The organism is Vibrio sp. THAF190c, assembly GCF_009363355.1.
Taxonomy (GTDB): domain Bacteria; phylum Pseudomonadota; class Gammaproteobacteria; order Enterobacterales; family Vibrionaceae; genus Vibrio; species Vibrio fortis_A.
Map to the genome: position 1 here is coordinate 3,039,837 of NZ_CP045338.1, position 16,030 is coordinate 3,055,866.

Sequence of the window (16,030 nt, forward strand, 5' to 3'; positions counted from 1 at the left end):
CGCCATCCGATTCTAAGCCGGACACCACACGTTGTTAAAAAATAGATTAAAGACACCGCATCTCACGAAAACGTGATGAAGCCATACCTTTAAGGCGCCGTATAGTAATGAATCTGTGAGGCAGGATCAACCAGTTTGGATGATTTTTTCGCCACTATTGCATGATTTCTTCTTTTATTGCCTTTTTATGCTTTGCATAACTCCATCACCGACTTTGGCAAACAAACTGCTTCTCGAATTTAGCGTCCTTATCCTTTAGACTGGTCGCCCTGCACTCTCCAGAATTAACAAGCGAATTTATGCGTCCAACGATTGCCCGAGTGGCTCTGCCAGTCCCTTTAGATAGACAGTTTGACTACAAAATCCCAGGTCATTTGTTTCCTATCATTGGTGGGCGCGTCTCGGTTCCTTTTGGCCGCCAGACTCTGACTGGCATTGTCACTGCACTGGTCAATGAGTCTGAGTTTGAATTCGACAAGCTTAAACCTATTAAAGCCCTACTCGACAATCAACCTGTATGGCCTGACTCGGTATACTCCTTGTTAGTATGGTGCAGCCAGTTCTATCAATACCCATTGGGCGAAACCTTTGCTAACGCCCTGCCAAGCGCATTGCGTAAAGGAAAACCTGCAGACTTCGCGACACTGGTCGAGTGGCAAATCACATCACAGGGTAAAGATCAGTTGATGCAAGGCTTTGGACGCGCAGTCAAACAGGCCAAAGTGATGCACTTGCTTGAAAATGGCCCAGTACCGCATCAAGAGTTTATTGACCAAGAGATCTCAAGCTCAGTACTCAAAACCCTTGAAGAGAAAGGTTGGATAGAGTCCCGCGAGAAAAAACCGACACGTTATGCATGGCCAAGCGACCTTGAAAACGACCAAGACAAGCCAAAGCTCAACGAAGAGCAGGCGATCGCGATTGCCACGGTCAATAGCCAAACCGACTTTGGCTGTTTCCTATTAGAAGGTGTTACGGGTTCGGGCAAAACAGAAGTTTACCTAAATATGATTAAGCCGGTGCTAGAGCAAGGCAGACAAGCCTTAGTTTTGGTTCCTGAAATCGGCCTGACCCCGCAGACCATCAACCGCTTTAAAAAACGCTTTAACGTACCGATTGAAGTCGTGCATTCAGGGTTAAATGACTCTGAGCGCCTAAACGCTTGGCTATCTGCTCGCGATAAGATCGCAGGCATTGTGATCGGCACTCGTTCGGCTCTGTTTACGCCGTTTGCTGACCTCGGCATCATTATTGTCGACGAGGAACATGACGCGTCATATAAGCAACAAGACAGCTTACGCTACCATGCTCGTGATGTGGCGATTATGCGCGCCCACAAAGCGCAGATTCCAATTGTGCTTGGCTCAGCAACCCCTGCATTTGAAACCCTACACAACGCGCAAGTTGGCAAGTATGGCCATCTGACATTGAGCTCACGTGCGGGTGCAGCCGTACCAACCACTAACAAGGTTCTGGATGTTAAGGGGGAGTACCTTGAGAGCGGCTTATCGGCCTCATTGATTGCTGAGATGCAAAGACACCTCAAGTCCGGTAACCAAGTGATGCTGTTCTTAAACCGTCGTGGCTTCTCTCCAGCATTGATGTGCCATGACTGCGGTTGGACGGCAGAGTGTAAGCGCTGTGATGCCTACTACACCTATCACCAATACAGTAATGAGATGCGCTGCCACCATTGTGGCTCTCAGCAGCATATCATTCATAACTGCCAAGGGTGTGGCTCGGCTAATCTAGTGACCGTAGGTGTCGGCACCGAGCAGCTAGAAACACAGCTTGGGCAGTTGTTCCCTGAATACAAAACCATACGAATTGACCGCGACAGTACCCGTCGCAAGGGCAGCCTAGAGAATGCATTAGAATCGATTCGCCGTGGTGAGTATCAGATTCTGATCGGCACCCAGATGCTTGCTAAGGGGCACCACTTTCCGGACGTGACTCTAGTAGCGCTGCTCGACGTTGATGGTTCTCTCTACAGCAGCGACTTTCGAGCCTCCGAGCGCCTGGCTCAGCTGTTTATTCAAGTTGCAGGCCGTGCTGGACGTGCAAGTAAGCCTGGTGAAGTGATTCTGCAGACTCATCATCCAGAACACGGGTTGCTGCAGGCACTGCTGCACAAAGACTACAACCACTTTGCTCAGACAGCGCTCGCCGAACGTAAACAAGCGATGCTACCGCCCTATACCTTTATGACGCTATTCCGCGCGGAAGCCAATGACCCATATCTTGTTGAAGAGTTTTTAAGACAGGTGCGCCACACCTTAGAGTCGCACCCACTATTTGATCAGTTCTGTATGGTACTTGGGCCCACTCCAGCACCGCTGGCCAAGCGTGCTGGAAAGTCGCGTTGGCAGTTGATTTTGCAAACCCAAACTCGCTCACTTATGCAGAAATTACTCATGAGTGCAAAACCTGCGATAAACATGTTGCCACTCGCAAAAAAGGTACGTTGGTCGCTCGACATTGAGCCGCAAGATCTCAGCTAAACCTTACTGGCTTAAAATTACTGATAGGTTTATTCACGGAAATTTCATATTTATCGTGAGCAACTTCACACTAGTCATGTGATTTTTGTTAATCTAGCCGTAACTTTGTATCGGCTAAACACATAAAATATTGCAATAAAAAAAGTGTTAGCAACACTTTCATAATATCAATCAATTATATAATTATTCACGCCTTAGTCAGAGGCAATAAAGGAATTAGAGAGGGTTTAATTTATGGCGACAATGAAGGATGTTGCCCAGTTGGCAGGTGTCTCAACAGCGACGGTATCACGAGCGCTAATGAACCCTGAAAAAGTATCGGTGACCACTCGAAAGCGAGTTGAAACAGCGGTACTCGAAGCTGGATACTCACCCAACACTTTAGCTAGAAACTTACGTCGCAACGAATCTAAAACCATCATCACCATCGTTCCTGATATCTGTGATCCCTACTTCGCTGAAATCATTCGCGGTATTGAAGACGCTGCCGTTGAAAACGACTACTTGGTTCTTCTAGGTGATAGCGGACAACAGAAAAAACGTGAGAGCTCGTTTGTAAACTTGGTCTTCACCAAGCAAGCAGACGGCATGCTACTACTCGGAACTGACCACCCATTCGATGTCAGCAAAGCAGAGCAGAAAAACCTGCCACCAATGGTTATGGCGTGTGAATTCGCTCCAGAGCTTGAGCTGCCAACGGTACACATCGACAACCTGACCTCGGCATTTGAAGCGGTGAACTACCTTGCTCAGCTGGGTCATAAGCGCATTGCTCAGATCTCAGGCCCGACATCGGCTACCCTCTGTCAATTCCGTCAACAAGGCTATCAGCAAGCACTGCGCCGCGCAGGAGTTACCATGAACCCAGCCTACAGCACGGTCGGTGACTTTACCTTTGAAGCGGGTGCTCAAGCGGTTCGCCAACTACTTGCACTGCCAGAGCAACCAACTGCTATCTTCTGTCACAATGACGCGATGGCAATTGGTGCGATTCAAGAAGCGAAGAAACTAGGTCTACGCGTCCCGCACGATCTATCTATTGTCGGCTTCGATGATATTCAATTCGCACAATACTGCGATCCACCGTTGACGACGATTTCTCAGCCTCGCTACGAGATTGGACGTCAGGCGATGCTGATGATGCTTGATATGCTCAAAGGCAATGATGTTCAAGCTGGTTCTCGTCTGCTTGAAGCGAAACTGGTCGTTCGTGGAAGTACGGCGCCACCACGCATTTAACCCATGAAAATAGACTCATAAATCTGCGGCACATTTTGATGTGCCGCTTCCATTTCTACACTATTATCCTCGCGCATTCTGGATTACCATGGGTGCAGAATCACCAACATTTGAAAGACTTGTGGCTAATAGAGATTATGTAAAGCGCGGTCGTGGAAATAAACGCACGGCTAAAAAACCTGCCCCTCGCCGAAAACCATGGCGCAGTGGTCTTTTGGCGATCTTACTGGCCGGTGGCTTTGGCTACGGCTTGTATCTGTTGAGCAATGATCCTGAGCCACCACCGCCGACTGTGGTGACTAAGCCCAAACCAAAACCTAAGCCAGCTAAGGTTATACCGCCTCCACCCGAAGAAAAGTGGGATTACGTAGAGACCTTACCAAGCCGCGAAGTTGAAGTGAAAGCCAAAGAGCAAGAGGTTTCTAAAGTGCCATACATCATGCAATGTGGCGCTTACAAGACATCCGCTCAAGCTGAAGCGCGTAAACTCGACATCGCCTTCCAAGGCATCTCAAGCGATATCCGCAAGAAAGAAGGCAGCAGCTGGTACCGTGTGGTACTTGGCCCTTACAAACTTAAGCGTGATGCTGAGCGTGATCGCCATAAGCTACAAAGAGCCAAAATCGAGCCGTGTGCGATTTGGAAAGACCAATAAATTCCATGATGAAAACCTCCGCTTTCGGAGGTTTTCTGCTTTCTGGACCAATACTGTTTTCTACTGCCCTATCAGCATAAATTGCCCTACATCTACCATGGCAACTTGAATTCTCAGCAGGCCATCCTCATATTGTTTTTATACCCAAAGATAAAAAGATAAAGAGGCCCTACTCGTGACTACCATTGTATCTGTACGTCGTAATAATAAAGTCGTCATCGCGGGTGATGGACAAGTATCTCTAGGCAACACCGTAATGAAGGGCAATGCCCGTAAAGTACGTCGCCTATACAATAATAAAGTACTGGCAGGTTTCGCTGGCGGTACGGCAGATGCTTTCACGCTATTCGAAAAATTTGAAAGCAAGCTGCAAATGCACCAAGGCCACCTAACCAAAGCTGCCGTTGAGCTGGCGAAGGATTGGCGTAGTGATCGCGCTCTGCGCAAACTAGAAGCCCTATTGGCTGTTGCCGATGAGACAGCATCTCTGATCATCACTGGTAACGGTGACGTAGTGCAGCCAGAGCATGACCTAATCGCAATTGGCTCAGGCGGCAACTTTGCACAAGCAGCAGCGACAGCCCTACTAGAAAATACCGATTTAGATGCACGTGAAATCGCAGAGAAGTCACTGACCATTGCTGGCGACATCTGTGTATTCACCAACCATCACCACACTGTTGAAGAACTAGAAAGCACCGTTGAGCTACCGAAGCCGGAATAAGCCTCAAACCAATATTGCATCCAACAGTGACTCAAGAATTAAGGAATAAACATGTCTGAAATGACCCCTCGTGAAATTGTTCATGAACTGAACCGCCACATTATTGGCCAGGAAAATGCGAAGCGCTCTGTGGCTATCGCCCTACGTAACCGCTGGCGTCGTATGCAGCTAGAAGAGAGCCTGCGTGTTGAGGTTTCACCTAAGAATATTCTGATGATCGGTCCAACCGGTGTGGGTAAAACTGAAATTGCTCGCCGCCTAGCAAAACTTGCAAACGCTCCTTTCATCAAGGTAGAAGCGACCAAGTTCACTGAAGTCGGCTACGTGGGTAAAGAAGTAGAGACCATTATCCGTGACCTGACCGACGTTGCGATCAAGATGACTCACCAACAAGCGATGGAGAAAGTAAAATTCCGCGCTGAAGAGCAAGCGGAAGAGCGTATTCTTGATGCCCTTCTTCCACCTGCTCGTGACGCTTGGGGTCAAAACGAACAAGCAGATGAAGGCTCATCAAACACGCGTCAGATTTTCCGCAAAAAACTGCGTGAGGGTAAGCTAGACGACAAAGAGATCGAAATCGATGTTGCGGCACCGCAGATGGGCGTTGAAATCATGGCGCCTCCAGGCATGGAAGAGATGACCAACCAGCTACAAGGCATGTTCCAAAACCTTGCTGGTGATACTAAGAAAAAGCGCAAGCTGAAAATCAAAGACGCATTCAAGGCACTGACTGAAGAAGAAGCGGCAAAGCTTGTTAACCAAGAAGAGCTGAAAGAGAACGCAATCTACAACGTTGAGAACAACGGTATCGTGTTTATCGATGAGATCGACAAGATCTGTAAGCGTGGTGATAGCTCGGGTCCAGACGTATCTCGTGAAGGTGTTCAGCGTGATCTACTACCTCTTATTGAAGGTAGCACGGTATCGACTAAGCACGGCATGGTGAAAACAGACCATATCCTGTTTGTTACTTCGGGCGCATTCCAAGTGGCTAAGCCATCGGATCTGATCCCTGAGCTACAAGGTCGTCTACCAATCCGTGTTGAACTTGAAGCGCTATCAAGCCATGACTTCAAGCGCATCCTGACTGAGCCAAAAGCGTCTCTAACTGAGCAGTACATCGCTCTAATGAAAACAGAAGAAGTGGACGTTGAGTTCACTGAAGACGGCATCACTCAGATTGCAGAAGCGGCATGGCAAGTTAACGAAACCACTGAGAACATCGGTGCACGTCGTCTACACACGGTAATGGAACGTCTAATGGATGAGATTTCATTCGAAGCGACAGACAAAGCGGGCAGCAAGCTGGTGATTGATGCAGGTTACGTGAAGTCTAAGCTAGGCGAATTCGTTGAGGACGAAGACCTAAGCCGCTTCATTCTGTAGCACAAAAATATCCAACTTGTTGCTCTAACGCAAAGAAACAGCAAGCTGATAACCGATTTCAAGGCCCACTCTCGAGTGGGCTTTTTATTACCTAAAAAATGAGCGTATACTCGAAATACGGTATGACACAGTGTCCTTACAACGACAAATAGACCTACGATGAAACAATCTCTACTGATTTGGCTTGATGCCGCACGACCAAAAACTCTGCCTCTCGCACTCGTCTCTATTCTTACAGGAAGTAGTTTAGCGTTCGCTAGCGATCAGTTTTCTCTCTCCATTGCTTTGTTGGCTTTTCTCACTGCGACCTTGCTGCAGATCCTTTCCAATCTCGCTAACGACTATGGCGATGCGGTAAAAGGCACCGACAATGAAAAACGTCTAGGACCAATGCGAGCGATGCAGTCGGGTGCTGTCTCAGCCGCAACCATGAAGCAAGCCATCATCCTAAACATTGTGTTTACCATGATTGCTGGGCTTATCTTAATTTTCCACGCCCTATCCTCTATTGAGAGTATTCTCTCTTTCATCGGTTTGGGTGTGCTGGCGATTGCAGCCGCGATTGCTTACACCGTCGGTAACAAGCCCTATGGTTATATCGGCTTAGGCGACCTGTCAGTATTCATCTTCTTTGGTCTGCTTGGTGTATCCGGAACTTACTTCCTGCACACAGGGCACATCGAACCAAGCCTATTCTTACCCGCTTTGGGCTGTGGCTTGATGGCGGTGGCCGTACTAAACATCAACAACATGCGTGACATCGAAAACGACAGTGAGTGTGGTAAACGCACCATGGCAGTTCGACTAGGACAGCACAAAGCCAAGCAGTATCATTTTGTCCTCCTGAGCGTGGCAGTGATTGCTTTCGCTAGCTACCTGCTTATTCAAGATAAGCCCGCTTGGATTAGCCTGCCGTTTTCACTGAGCATCATCACCGTTTACAAACATGGTAAGGCGGTTTGGGATACGGACAAACCCGCACAAATCGCACCTATGATGCCAGTTATCGTCAAATGCTCTCTGGTGACTAACTTATTGTTTGCTGGTGTTGTTGTAGCTCAAACTCTATTGACATAATTCAGACTAATCATTGCAAAGGGATCGAGCACCGATATACTCAAAGTAAGCTCATTGTTCAAAAGGTACGCGAATGGAATACAACACTTCAGCACTGTGCGACATCTATCTAGACCAAGTGGATGTCGTAGAGCCGATGTTCAGCAACTTTGGTGGAAGAGCCTCCTTTGCTGGACAGATCACGACACTCAAATGTTTCGAGGACAACGCGCTGATCCGCTCTGTTCTAGAACAAGACGGCTTGGGTCGTGTGTTGTTGATTGATGGTGGTGGCTCACTGCGTAAAGCGCTGATTGATGCCGAGTTAGCACTATTAGCCGAAGACAATGAGTGGGAAGGTATCGTCGTGTATGGCTGCGTTCGCGAAGTAGACGAACTAGAAGATATGAATCTCGGTATTCAAGCCCTTGCTTCTATTCCAGTTGGCGCTGTACAAGATGGCGTCGGCGAAGTCGATGTTCCAGTCAACTTTGGCAGTGTTAGCTTCCTACCTGAAGATTACCTCTATGCCGATAACACCGGCATCATTCTGTCACCAGAGCCACTCGATGTAGAGTTCGAGCTTGATGCAGAAGACGATGAGAACGAATAGTTGATACAAAAATGCCCGCTAACAAGCGGGCATTTTTTTCATCAGCGTTTATCGCAGCAAAAGTGGATTACTCAACTTCGTCCATCTTGCCTAGTAGGCTGCGAATGCGATCTTGCCATGCTGCATGCTCTTGCTGCATTTGCTGAGTTTTTTGCTCTAGCTCTTCACGGCTTGCTTTTAGCTCACCAGCTTCTGTCGCTAGCTGCTGCTTCTCTTCTTTTAGCTCTTCTACTTCCATTTGCAGAAGTGCAATAGTATCAACTGCTGTTTGAATTTTTGCTTCTAGTTGCTCTAGTACTTCAAAAGACATTCTGGCCTACCTTTAAGTTATCCATTTGATGTTGAAGGTTCACTCCACTTATTGCCCCATTCTACTCAGCAGAGCACGGATAAACACTCTATATCTTCGATATTTTGCGCCATTCGATGAAAAAAACATCGCTTTTTACCGAATATTGACGTTAATTGTGCCAGCACTATTACCTAACTGATTATTTCAGTGAATATTTTAAAATTTCAGCTCTGCTTTGATCGTAAGCAAAGCCACAAAAGCAAAAAAGCAAACGTTTCCTTTGAACTATGGTAAAATCCGCCGCGAAATTTCTATTCCCCCTTTGAAAATTTTGGAGTCCGCATGAAACGCGATTTAGCAATGGCATTTTCTCGTGTCACTGAAGGTGCAGCACTAGCAGGTTATAAATGGCTTGGCCGTGGTGATAAAAACGCTGCCGATGGTGCCGCAGTAGAAGTCATGCGCAGCCTGCTCAACAAAACCGAAATCAGCGGTGAAATCGTGATTGGTGAAGGCGAAATCGATGATGCTCCGATGCTATACATCGGTGAGAATGTCGGTGTTGGTGGTGATGCAGTTGACATCGCCGTTGACCCAATCGAAGGGACACGTATGACGGCTATGGGCCAGTCAAACGCACTGGCTGTACTAGCAGCGGGTGAAAAAGGCAGCTTCTTAAAAGCGCCTGACATGTACATGGAAAAACTGGTTGTTGGCCCTGGTGCTAAAGGTGCTATCGATCTAGAAAAACCACTAAAAGAGAACCTAGAAAACATTGCTAAAGCACTGGGTAAATCTTTAGATACACTTGTGGTAACCACGCTAGCTAAACCTCGTCACGACCAAGTGATCGCAGAAATGCAAGCGATGGGCGTACGCGTATTTGCTGTGCCAGACGGTGATGTCGCCGCTTCTATCCTAACGTGTATGCCAGACAGCGAAGTGGACGTGATGTACTGCATCGGTGGCGCACCAGAAGGTGTGGTATCAGCAGCGGTAATTCGCGCACTAGATGGCGACATGCACGGTCGTTTGCTGCCACGTCATGAAGTGAAAGGCGACAACGAAGAGAACCGTAAGCACGGTGAACTGGAACTTGAGCGTTGTGCTGAAATGGGCGTAACTGCAGGTGTGGTTCTAAAGATGGAAGACATGGCGCGCAGCGATAACGTCGTATTCTCGGCAACGGGCATCACTAAAGGTGATCTGCTAGAGGGCATCACTCGCCAAGGCAACATTGCAACCACAGAGACTCTGCTGATTCGTGGCCGCTGTCGTACAATTCGTCGCATCAAGTCGATTCACTACCTTGAGCGCAAAGACCCAGAAGTGATCGGTCACATTCTTTAATAACGACCACCACGTAAACTTTGTTCAAGGCCAGCATTTTAATGCTGGCCTTTTCTTTTTATAACGATGCTGTCAAGTGGCTATAGTAAATGGTTTGCTTTATAAATGCCTTGCCTCATAATAGTAGGGGTCATGAGGTAGGGATAGTATGAAAACAAGCGACAGAATTTTACACACCATTAAGCGCCATGGAGCCGTTACTGCTAAGCAGCTCGCACAAGAGTTTGGCATGACCACCATGGGTGCAAGGCAGCATCTCCAAAGCCTAGAAGATGATGGTATTCTGGCATTTCATGACGTTAAGGTAAAAGTTGGTCGCCCAACGCGTCACTGGTCTCTAACCCAACAAGGACACAGTCAATTCTCTGATCGTCATGGCGAGTTGACCATTCAAGTTATCGATGCCGTTGAGAATCTGTTTGGAAAAGAAGGCCTAGCCAAAGTCTCTGCAGAGCGTGAGCAATCGACCCTAAAGCAGTATCAACAAGCCTTAGTCAATTGTGATGACCTTCTTAGCAAGCTCCAAACCCTCACTCAATTGCGTGAAGATGAAGGCTACATGGCCGAGCTGCACGACGAAGGCGATCACTATGTCTTGATCGAGAACCATTGCCCTATCTGTAAAGCCGCAACACGCTGTCCTAGCTTGTGCCAATCAGAGCTAAATGTGTTTACCGAACTGCTTAAAAATGACTGTAATATCAGTCGTTCCGAACACATTATTGCGGGTGAACGTCGCTGTACATACACTGTGATTCCGTTTTAGCGTTATCGACTATTGCTGTCTCAAATTTGAGAAGAACACAAACCGAACAAAAAATAACCAACTTTCTTTCTTAAGCTTAAAGTATCTCACTCACGATGCATCATTAAGGAAAGAAAGATGGGACATCCTCAACCCGATCTCAAACTGCCCCCTTTCGATGAATTGGTTGAACTTGCTCAGCGAGATCCGAATGCGTTCAACCAACTCAAGCAAGATATGTGCGAACAGATGATTTGTTCTGCCTCTCACATCATGCAGGACAGACTGCGCGCTCAACAGAGCCATATCGACTTAGTGGTCAGTCGCTGTAAAAACCCTCATCAAACCAACGTTGTCTTAATGCGAGAGTTGCGCTGTCAGGTGTGTAAATTTCAGGAAGCACTTCAGGGCAACGATTCTAACCCTGAGCCACCACAAGCGACCATCATTGCATTTAAACCAAGAAACACCGACTAACCCTTAGGGAACCTGATACAAAAAAGGAGGCGATATGCCTCCTTTTTCTTTCCTAACACTTTTTAACTTAATGCATCTCTGCAAGCTACTGCGGTTCGTCACCGTAATCATTACGACCCTCAGTGCCTTTCAAAAAGCCACACTCAACCAAAATCCACAGGCCACATACCAAAGCAGCGACCGTCGCCACCATATGAATTGGCGATACAGTTTCAGCGGTTGGTGTCGCCATTGGTGATGCCAAACGTCCTAAAACTAAAGGCACATTCAACAGCAGCCACATATTTGATTTATTGCGGTCATGCCAGCGTTTTGCCGTAACTGCCAGATCAGGAACCACCAGCATCAGCAAGAATATTGGCAATAAGATGTATGAATATGCTGGGAACAACACAGAGATACCGGAGGCAAAGCCAGTAATCGCAACGTAGTAAAATACGTTCCAAATCCAGTAGGTTTTACGGCTGATTCTTCCTTGGAAGGAAAACAGTAACTCTTTCATCGACATCTTAAATACACTCTAATTTGGGATGCGGCCAAAAAGGGCTGCAAAAATTTAATTAATCACTTTTTGAAAACTGTTGATGTCCATATCGCGGATGTTCACTGTCAGGCTTCTTACATGGCTGGCTTGCTCTTGCAGCACCACCATTAATGCTCGTGACAGTTCTCTTTTCTGCTCATCAGTGCGGCCAGAAAGTAACTCGAAGCTGATATGAATAAAGTCCACACTGTCGTCCTCTTCCCCTACCAACCAATTGTGGCAACGCAGAGAACGAGATTTGACAGAAGGCGCATCAAACAATCCACAGTGTAATGCAACTTGATGGAGATCTTCTAGCAAACCTTGTACATTCACTCGCTCATCCACCGAGTTTGAGTACTCAAGAACTAAATTTGGCATGGTTACTTCCTATTCTTCACGCAATCGTTTGTCCTTTAATATCAATTAACCGTGAAAAATCCGAGGAGTTCACTATTATTCTGTCTGTTGGATCACTGATATCTGTCTATTATCTACTCTGACCAATCGATAAGATCCCATAAAGACATGACCACAATCATGATCTAACGCGTTTTATCTGTTATATTCTTACGAAGATTTTTTACATTAATTGATTAAATACGGAGATATTCCTATGCGTCGTCCTGTAGTGATGGGTAACTGGAAACTTAACGGTAGCAAAGCAATGGTAACTGAGCTGCTAACTGGTCTTAACGCTGAACTTGAAGGCGTTGAAGGTGTAGACGTAGCAGTAGCTCCACCAGCACTTTACATCGATCTAGCTGAGCGTCTTATCGCAGAAGGCGGTAACAAAATCATCCTAGGTGCACAGAACACTGACCTAAACAACAGCGGTGCTTTCACTGGCGACATGTCTCCAGAAATGCTGAAAGACTTTGGTGCTTCTCACATCATCATCGGTCACTCTGAGCGTCGTGAATACCACAACGAATCAGACGAGTTCGTTGCTAAGAAATTCAAATTCCTACAAGAGAACGGCCTGAAGCCAGTTTTCTGTATCGGTGAATCTGAAGCGCAAAACGAAGCAGGCGAAACTGAAGCAGTATGTGCACGTCAAATCAACGCAGTTATCGACGCTTACGGCGTTGAAGCTCTAAACGGCGCAATCATCGCTTACGAACCAATCTGGGCTATTGGTACTGGTAAAGCAGCAACAGCTGAAGATGCACAACGCATCCACGCTTCTATCCGTGCAATGATCGCTGAAAAAGATGCAGCAGTAGCTGAGCAAGTAATCATCCAATACGGTGGTTCTGTTAAGCCAGAAAACGCTGAAGCTTACTTCGCACAACCAGACATCGACGGTGCTCTAGTTGGCGGTGCAGCTCTTAACGCAGCAGGTTTCGCAGCTATCGCTAAAGCAGCAGCTAAAGCAAAAGCTTAATTTAGACTTCTCTGTTTAAATTGAAGAAAGGGTCAACTTAGGTTGGCCTTTTTTATTACCTGTCACCCAAGCCTAATCTTCTAATATTCAAGCATAAAAAAACCGCTGACAATGCAGCGGCTCTTTACATTTTTAGACCAAGACAGGCTTAGAATAGCTCTTCAGCAACCTTGAATAGGTCTGAACGATCTGGGTTTTTCATGTTCTCGATACAGTCGATGATATCGTGGTGAACAAGCTGCTCTTTCTCGATACCAACACAACGGCCACCGTGACCCTCTTGAAGTAGGTGAACTGCGTAGTTACCCATGCGAGAAGCCAATACACGGTCGAATGCTGTTGGACGGCCACCACGTTGGATGTGACCAAGAACGGTTGCACGAGTTTCACGACCCGTCGCTGCTTCGATCTCTTTTGCTAGCTCATTTGCATCCATCATTAGCTCAGTAAGCGCGATGATTGCGTGCTTCTTACCTTTAGCAATACCATCTTGGATGTTTTGAATAAGCTGCTCTTTATCTAGACCTGTTTCAGGTGTGATGATGTATTCACAACCGCCAGCAATCGCAGACATTAGAGTTAGGTCACCACAGTGACGGCCCATGATCTCAACGATAGAGATACGTTGGTGTGAAGATGAAGTATCACGTAGACGGTCAATGTTATCGATAACTGTGTTCAGTGCAGTTAGGTAACCGATTGTGTAGTCAGTACCAGCGATATCGTTATCGATTGTGCCAGGTAGACCGATACATGGGTAACCCATTTCAGTCAGCTTCTTCGCACCCATGTAAGAACCGTCACCACCGACAACAACAAGTGCTTCAATGCCGTGTTTTTTCAGGTTTTCGATACCTTTTTGGCGAACTTCAACTTCTTTGAACTCAGGGAAACGTGCAGAGCCTAAGAAAGTACCACCACGGTTGATCACGTCAGATACGCTAGAGCGATCTAGCTTCTGGATACGATCTTCAACCAGACCTAGGTAGCCATCGTAAATGCCGTAAACTTCGATACCAGCAGACAACGCTGTACGAACAACACCACGAACTGCTGCGTTCATACCAGGTGCGTCACCGCCACTTGTTAAAACACCGATTTTCTTAATCATGCTCACCCTCAATATTTGGGAATTTATTATTCAATTCTTGCTCTTGCTGATTGTATATCAACAAGATTTTAAATCTATATTTGTGCGCTATGTTACATTTCCTCAACAGGAATACCACTCAAATCGCACAAAATTATGTAACTTTTCTACTTCTGTAGGAGTATTACAGTTTTACTCAATAACTTTGTTGATTCACATCAGAATCAACATTAATTGTTATTGGCTGATTTTTATATCACCAAAGTATTAGTGAATTTTAGTCAATGTAGCCCAAAAATCCCCCACTTACCATTTAGGCCAAGTCGAGTCTCTCGCTACCAAGATTGAAACTTTTGTTGCTTCTCTGGGCCAAACACCACCGAATATGGATCTTGATGGATCAGTACATCAGCATCCGGGAAAACCGACAACAACTTGTCCTCAACTTCATCGGAAATGCGATGCGCTTCAATAAGTGGCATCTCATCTTGCAGCTCTAAATGCAGCTGAATAAAACGCACTGGACCTGAGCGTCGAGTTCTTAATTGATGAACCCCTAAAACCCCTTCAATACTCAGTGCCGTCTCTTTAATTTGAGCCAACTCTTCATCGGGTAGCTTTCTATCGAGCAGAGACTGAATCGCCTCCATCGCCATTTGATAAGCGCTATAAAGAATGTAGCCGCCAATTGCTACAGCAAAGATTGAGTCTGCTTGAGTAACGCCAAACCAGCTCAAGCCTAGAGCTAACATGATGGCAGCATTCATATAAAGGTCGGACTGATAATGAAGAGAGTCTGCAGCAATGGCTTGGCTGCCGGTTTTCTTAACGACATATTTTTGGAAACGGACCAGAGCAAAGGTCACAAAGATGGCAAACAGACTGACATAGATCCCCAGCTCTGGTGAGTTAAGCTCTTGAGGTCTAAAGAAACGTTCGACGCCGTTAAGGATAAGGAAACAAGCAGAGCCTGAGATAAACATTGCCTGCGCCAACGCAGCCAATGATTCGGCTTTACCATGACCGAAAGTATGTTCCCTATCAGCTGGCTGCAGCGAATAACGCACCACCAAGAGGTTGACCAACGAGGCGGCTATGTCGAGCAGTGAGTCGACTACCGAGGCCAAGAGACTCACCGACCCTGTTACCCACCAAACGGCAACTTTTACGACCAATAAGAAGGTCGCGACGATAGTGGCTGCCCAAGCCGCAAGTGTCACAAGACGAGCGTATTCTGCTTTCATATTCTGACTATTGTTTGATCTATTGTACAAAGTATAACCTGACAACAACCGATTGAATATGACAGTCAATCACTTAAATTTTTGTAATCGCGATCAAAAAAAGCGACACATGGTCGCTTCTTTCATTTTGCTCATCTAACTCACGTGTGGTGTCACGCTCAATGATTAGCTGTCTTTGTTAGCACGCTTTTCCATTTTCTCTACACACTTAGCCATACGCTCTTGTTGTAGCTCAGTTAACTTTGTTTTTTGCTCAGGAGTCAGCACGCTCATCATTTCATGCTGCTTTTTCAGCATAGCAACGCGACGTTCAGTCTGTTTCTCTACCATTTGGCTAGCCAGCTCGTTCGCAGCTGCTTCATCGAAAGTGTCAGCCAGAACCAATGCTTGAACTTGTTCACGGTGCGCCTTCATCTCTGCCATTTTTTCAGCTTTGTTCGCAGAGCGCTTCTCTTTCATCGCCGCTCGGTCTGCCTCACGCATCTCTTTGAACTGCTCTTTCTGCGCATCTGTTAGGTCTAGTTGACGCATGATTTTCTTATCGAAACCACCACATTTACCGTGCATACCTTTGTGGTCACCTTTGTTACCGCCACCATACGCATACGCACTTGCTGTACCAAACACTAGTGGAAGAGCTGCAGCTGCTAGTACAAGTTTCTTAGTCATTTTCATAATCTTTGCCTCAAATTGGTATAATCATTTGTGTGTCTGCGTCTGTTGGTCAGCGCTTGAGTATAGAATAGAA

Annotated in this window: 17 protein-coding genes; 11 read left to right on the forward strand and 6 right to left on the reverse strand. The window is 46.5% G+C overall.

Annotated elements, in window-relative coordinates; translation table 11 throughout:
• Nucleotides 1–299: 299 nt before the first annotated feature.
• The 7 genes from priA (at nucleotide 300) to rraA (ending at nucleotide 8,174) form a co-directional block, all read left to right on the forward strand.
• Nucleotides 300–2,501 (forward strand): primosomal protein N', encoded by a 2,202-nt coding sequence (priA, locus tag FIV04_RS13770; protein ID WP_152469394.1) that lies wholly within the window; start codon nucleotides 300–302, stop codon nucleotides 2,499–2,501.
• 234 nt (nucleotides 2,502–2,735) lie between these two features.
• On the forward strand, nucleotides 2,736–3,740 hold the full coding sequence (gene cytR / locus FIV04_RS13775) for a DNA-binding transcriptional regulator CytR (RefSeq protein ID WP_032549977.1): 1,005 nt from the start codon (nucleotides 2,736–2,738) through the stop codon (nucleotides 3,738–3,740).
• A gap of 121 nt (nucleotides 3,741–3,861) precedes the next feature.
• Nucleotides 3,862–4,395, forward strand: coding sequence for an SPOR domain-containing protein (locus FIV04_RS13780; protein WP_032550059.1), 534 nt, complete (start codon nucleotides 3,862–3,864; stop codon nucleotides 4,393–4,395).
• A gap of 175 nt (nucleotides 4,396–4,570) precedes the next feature.
• Nucleotides 4,571–5,119: an ATP-dependent protease subunit HslV gene (gene hslV, locus FIV04_RS13785; protein ID WP_150893224.1), complete on the forward strand. Its 549-nt coding sequence runs from the start codon at nucleotides 4,571–4,573 to the stop codon at nucleotides 5,117–5,119.
• A gap of 51 nt (nucleotides 5,120–5,170) precedes the next feature.
• Nucleotides 5,171–6,505, forward strand: coding sequence for an HslU--HslV peptidase ATPase subunit (hslU, locus tag FIV04_RS13790; protein ID WP_032549974.1), 1,335 nt, complete (start codon nucleotides 5,171–5,173; stop codon nucleotides 6,503–6,505).
• A gap of 159 nt (nucleotides 6,506–6,664) precedes the next feature.
• Nucleotides 6,665–7,582: a 1,4-dihydroxy-2-naphthoate polyprenyltransferase gene (locus FIV04_RS13795; protein ID WP_152469395.1), complete on the forward strand. Its 918-nt coding sequence runs from the start codon at nucleotides 6,665–6,667 to the stop codon at nucleotides 7,580–7,582.
• A gap of 73 nt (nucleotides 7,583–7,655) precedes the next feature.
• The gene (gene rraA / locus FIV04_RS13800) at nucleotides 7,656–8,174 is read left to right on the forward strand and encodes a ribonuclease E activity regulator RraA (RefSeq protein ID WP_032549971.1); all 519 of its coding nucleotides are present in this window, start codon (nucleotides 7,656–7,658) and stop codon (nucleotides 8,172–8,174) included.
• Between the two features lie 67 nt (nucleotides 8,175–8,241).
• On the opposite strand, the gene zapB is transcribed toward rraA, so the two are convergent.
• Entirely contained in the window at nucleotides 8,242–8,484 is a 243-nt protein-coding gene (zapB, locus tag FIV04_RS13805) for a cell division protein ZapB (protein ID WP_032549970.1), read from the reverse strand.
• A gap of 324 nt (nucleotides 8,485–8,808) precedes the next feature.
• Here zapB and glpX point away from each other — a divergent pair, with 324 nt between their 5' ends.
• The 3 genes from glpX (at nucleotide 8,809) to FIV04_RS13820 (ending at nucleotide 11,038) form a co-directional block, all read left to right on the forward strand.
• Entirely contained in the window at nucleotides 8,809–9,816 is a 1,008-nt protein-coding gene (glpX, locus tag FIV04_RS13810) for a class II fructose-bisphosphatase (RefSeq protein ID WP_032549969.1), read from the forward strand.
• 148 nt (nucleotides 9,817–9,964) lie between these two features.
• Nucleotides 9,965–10,582, forward strand: a complete 618-nt coding sequence (locus FIV04_RS13815; protein WP_152469396.1) for a metalloregulator ArsR/SmtB family transcription factor — start codon at nucleotides 9,965–9,967, stop codon at nucleotides 10,580–10,582.
• A 117-nt stretch (nucleotides 10,583–10,699) separates the two neighbouring features.
• On the forward strand, nucleotides 10,700–11,038 hold the full coding sequence (locus FIV04_RS13820; protein ID WP_152469397.1) for a DUF3135 domain-containing protein: 339 nt from the start codon (nucleotides 10,700–10,702) through the stop codon (nucleotides 11,036–11,038).
• A gap of 85 nt (nucleotides 11,039–11,123) precedes the next feature.
• Here the strand turns inward: FIV04_RS13820 and FIV04_RS13825 are convergent, their stop codons facing one another.
• Nucleotides 11,124–11,546 carry a DUF805 domain-containing protein gene (locus FIV04_RS13825; RefSeq protein WP_152469398.1) on the reverse strand — a complete coding sequence of 141 codons (423 nt, stop codon included), beginning with the start codon at nucleotides 11,544–11,546 and terminating at the stop codon, nucleotides 11,124–11,126.
• Nucleotides 11,547–11,594: 48 nt separating this feature from the next.
• On the reverse strand, nucleotides 11,595–11,942 hold the full coding sequence (locus FIV04_RS13830; protein ID WP_032549965.1) for a 5-carboxymethyl-2-hydroxymuconate Delta-isomerase: 348 nt from the start codon (nucleotides 11,940–11,942) through the stop codon (nucleotides 11,595–11,597).
• A 235-nt stretch (nucleotides 11,943–12,177) separates the two neighbouring features.
• Here FIV04_RS13830 and tpiA point away from each other — a divergent pair, with 235 nt between their 5' ends.
• Nucleotides 12,178–12,948, forward strand: coding sequence for a triose-phosphate isomerase (gene tpiA / locus FIV04_RS13835; protein WP_032549963.1), 771 nt, complete (start codon nucleotides 12,178–12,180; stop codon nucleotides 12,946–12,948).
• 148 nt (nucleotides 12,949–13,096) lie between these two features.
• On the opposite strand, the gene pfkA is transcribed toward tpiA, so the two are convergent.
• From pfkA to FIV04_RS13850, 3 genes are all read right to left on the reverse strand, one after another.
• A complete protein-coding gene (gene pfkA / locus FIV04_RS13840) occupies nucleotides 13,097–14,059 on the reverse strand; it encodes a 6-phosphofructokinase (protein ID WP_032549962.1) in 963 nt (320 codons plus the stop codon).
• Nucleotides 14,060–14,373: 314 nt separating this feature from the next.
• Nucleotides 14,374–15,282 carry a CDF family cation-efflux transporter FieF gene (gene fieF, locus FIV04_RS13845; protein WP_152469399.1) on the reverse strand — a complete coding sequence of 303 codons (909 nt, stop codon included), beginning with the start codon at nucleotides 15,280–15,282 and terminating at the stop codon, nucleotides 14,374–14,376.
• A 165-nt stretch (nucleotides 15,283–15,447) separates the two neighbouring features.
• Nucleotides 15,448–15,957: a CpxP family protein gene (locus tag FIV04_RS13850; RefSeq protein ID WP_152469400.1), complete on the reverse strand. Its 510-nt coding sequence runs from the start codon at nucleotides 15,955–15,957 to the stop codon at nucleotides 15,448–15,450.
• Between the last annotated feature and the right edge of the window lie 73 nt (nucleotides 15,958–16,030).

Coding starts and splice junctions, on each gene's coding strand:
- tpiA (WP_032549963.1), top strand. CDS start 12,178: ATGCGTCGTCCTGTAGTGATGGGTAACTGGAAACTTAACGGTAGCAAA.
- FIV04_RS13850 (WP_152469400.1), bottom strand. CDS start 15,957: ATGAAAATGACTAAGAAACTTGTACTAGCAGCTGCAGCTCTTCCACTA.
- cytR (WP_032549977.1), top strand. CDS start 2,736: ATGGCGACAATGAAGGATGTTGCCCAGTTGGCAGGTGTCTCAACAGCG.
- FIV04_RS13795 (WP_152469395.1), top strand. CDS start 6,665: ATGAAACAATCTCTACTGATTTGGCTTGATGCCGCACGACCAAAAACT.
- hslU (WP_032549974.1), top strand. CDS start 5,171: ATGTCTGAAATGACCCCTCGTGAAATTGTTCATGAACTGAACCGCCAC.
- fieF (WP_152469399.1), bottom strand. CDS start 15,282: ATGAAAGCAGAATACGCTCGTCTTGTGACACTTGCGGCTTGGGCAGCC.
- glpX (WP_032549969.1), top strand. CDS start 8,809: ATGAAACGCGATTTAGCAATGGCATTTTCTCGTGTCACTGAAGGTGCA.
- FIV04_RS13825 (WP_152469398.1), bottom strand. CDS start 11,546: ATGTCGATGAAAGAGTTACTGTTTTCCTTCCAAGGAAGAATCAGCCGT.
- FIV04_RS13820 (WP_152469397.1), top strand. CDS start 10,700: ATGGGACATCCTCAACCCGATCTCAAACTGCCCCCTTTCGATGAATTG.
- priA (WP_152469394.1), top strand. CDS start 300: ATGCGTCCAACGATTGCCCGAGTGGCTCTGCCAGTCCCTTTAGATAGA.
- FIV04_RS13830 (WP_032549965.1), bottom strand. CDS start 11,942: ATGCCAAATTTAGTTCTTGAGTACTCAAACTCGGTGGATGAGCGAGTG.
- FIV04_RS13815 (WP_152469396.1), top strand. CDS start 9,965: ATGAAAACAAGCGACAGAATTTTACACACCATTAAGCGCCATGGAGCC.
- rraA (WP_032549971.1), top strand. CDS start 7,656: ATGGAATACAACACTTCAGCACTGTGCGACATCTATCTAGACCAAGTG.
- pfkA (WP_032549962.1), bottom strand. CDS start 14,059: ATGATTAAGAAAATCGGTGTTTTAACAAGTGGCGGTGACGCACCTGGT.
- zapB (WP_032549970.1), bottom strand. CDS start 8,484: ATGTCTTTTGAAGTACTAGAGCAACTAGAAGCAAAAATTCAAACAGCA.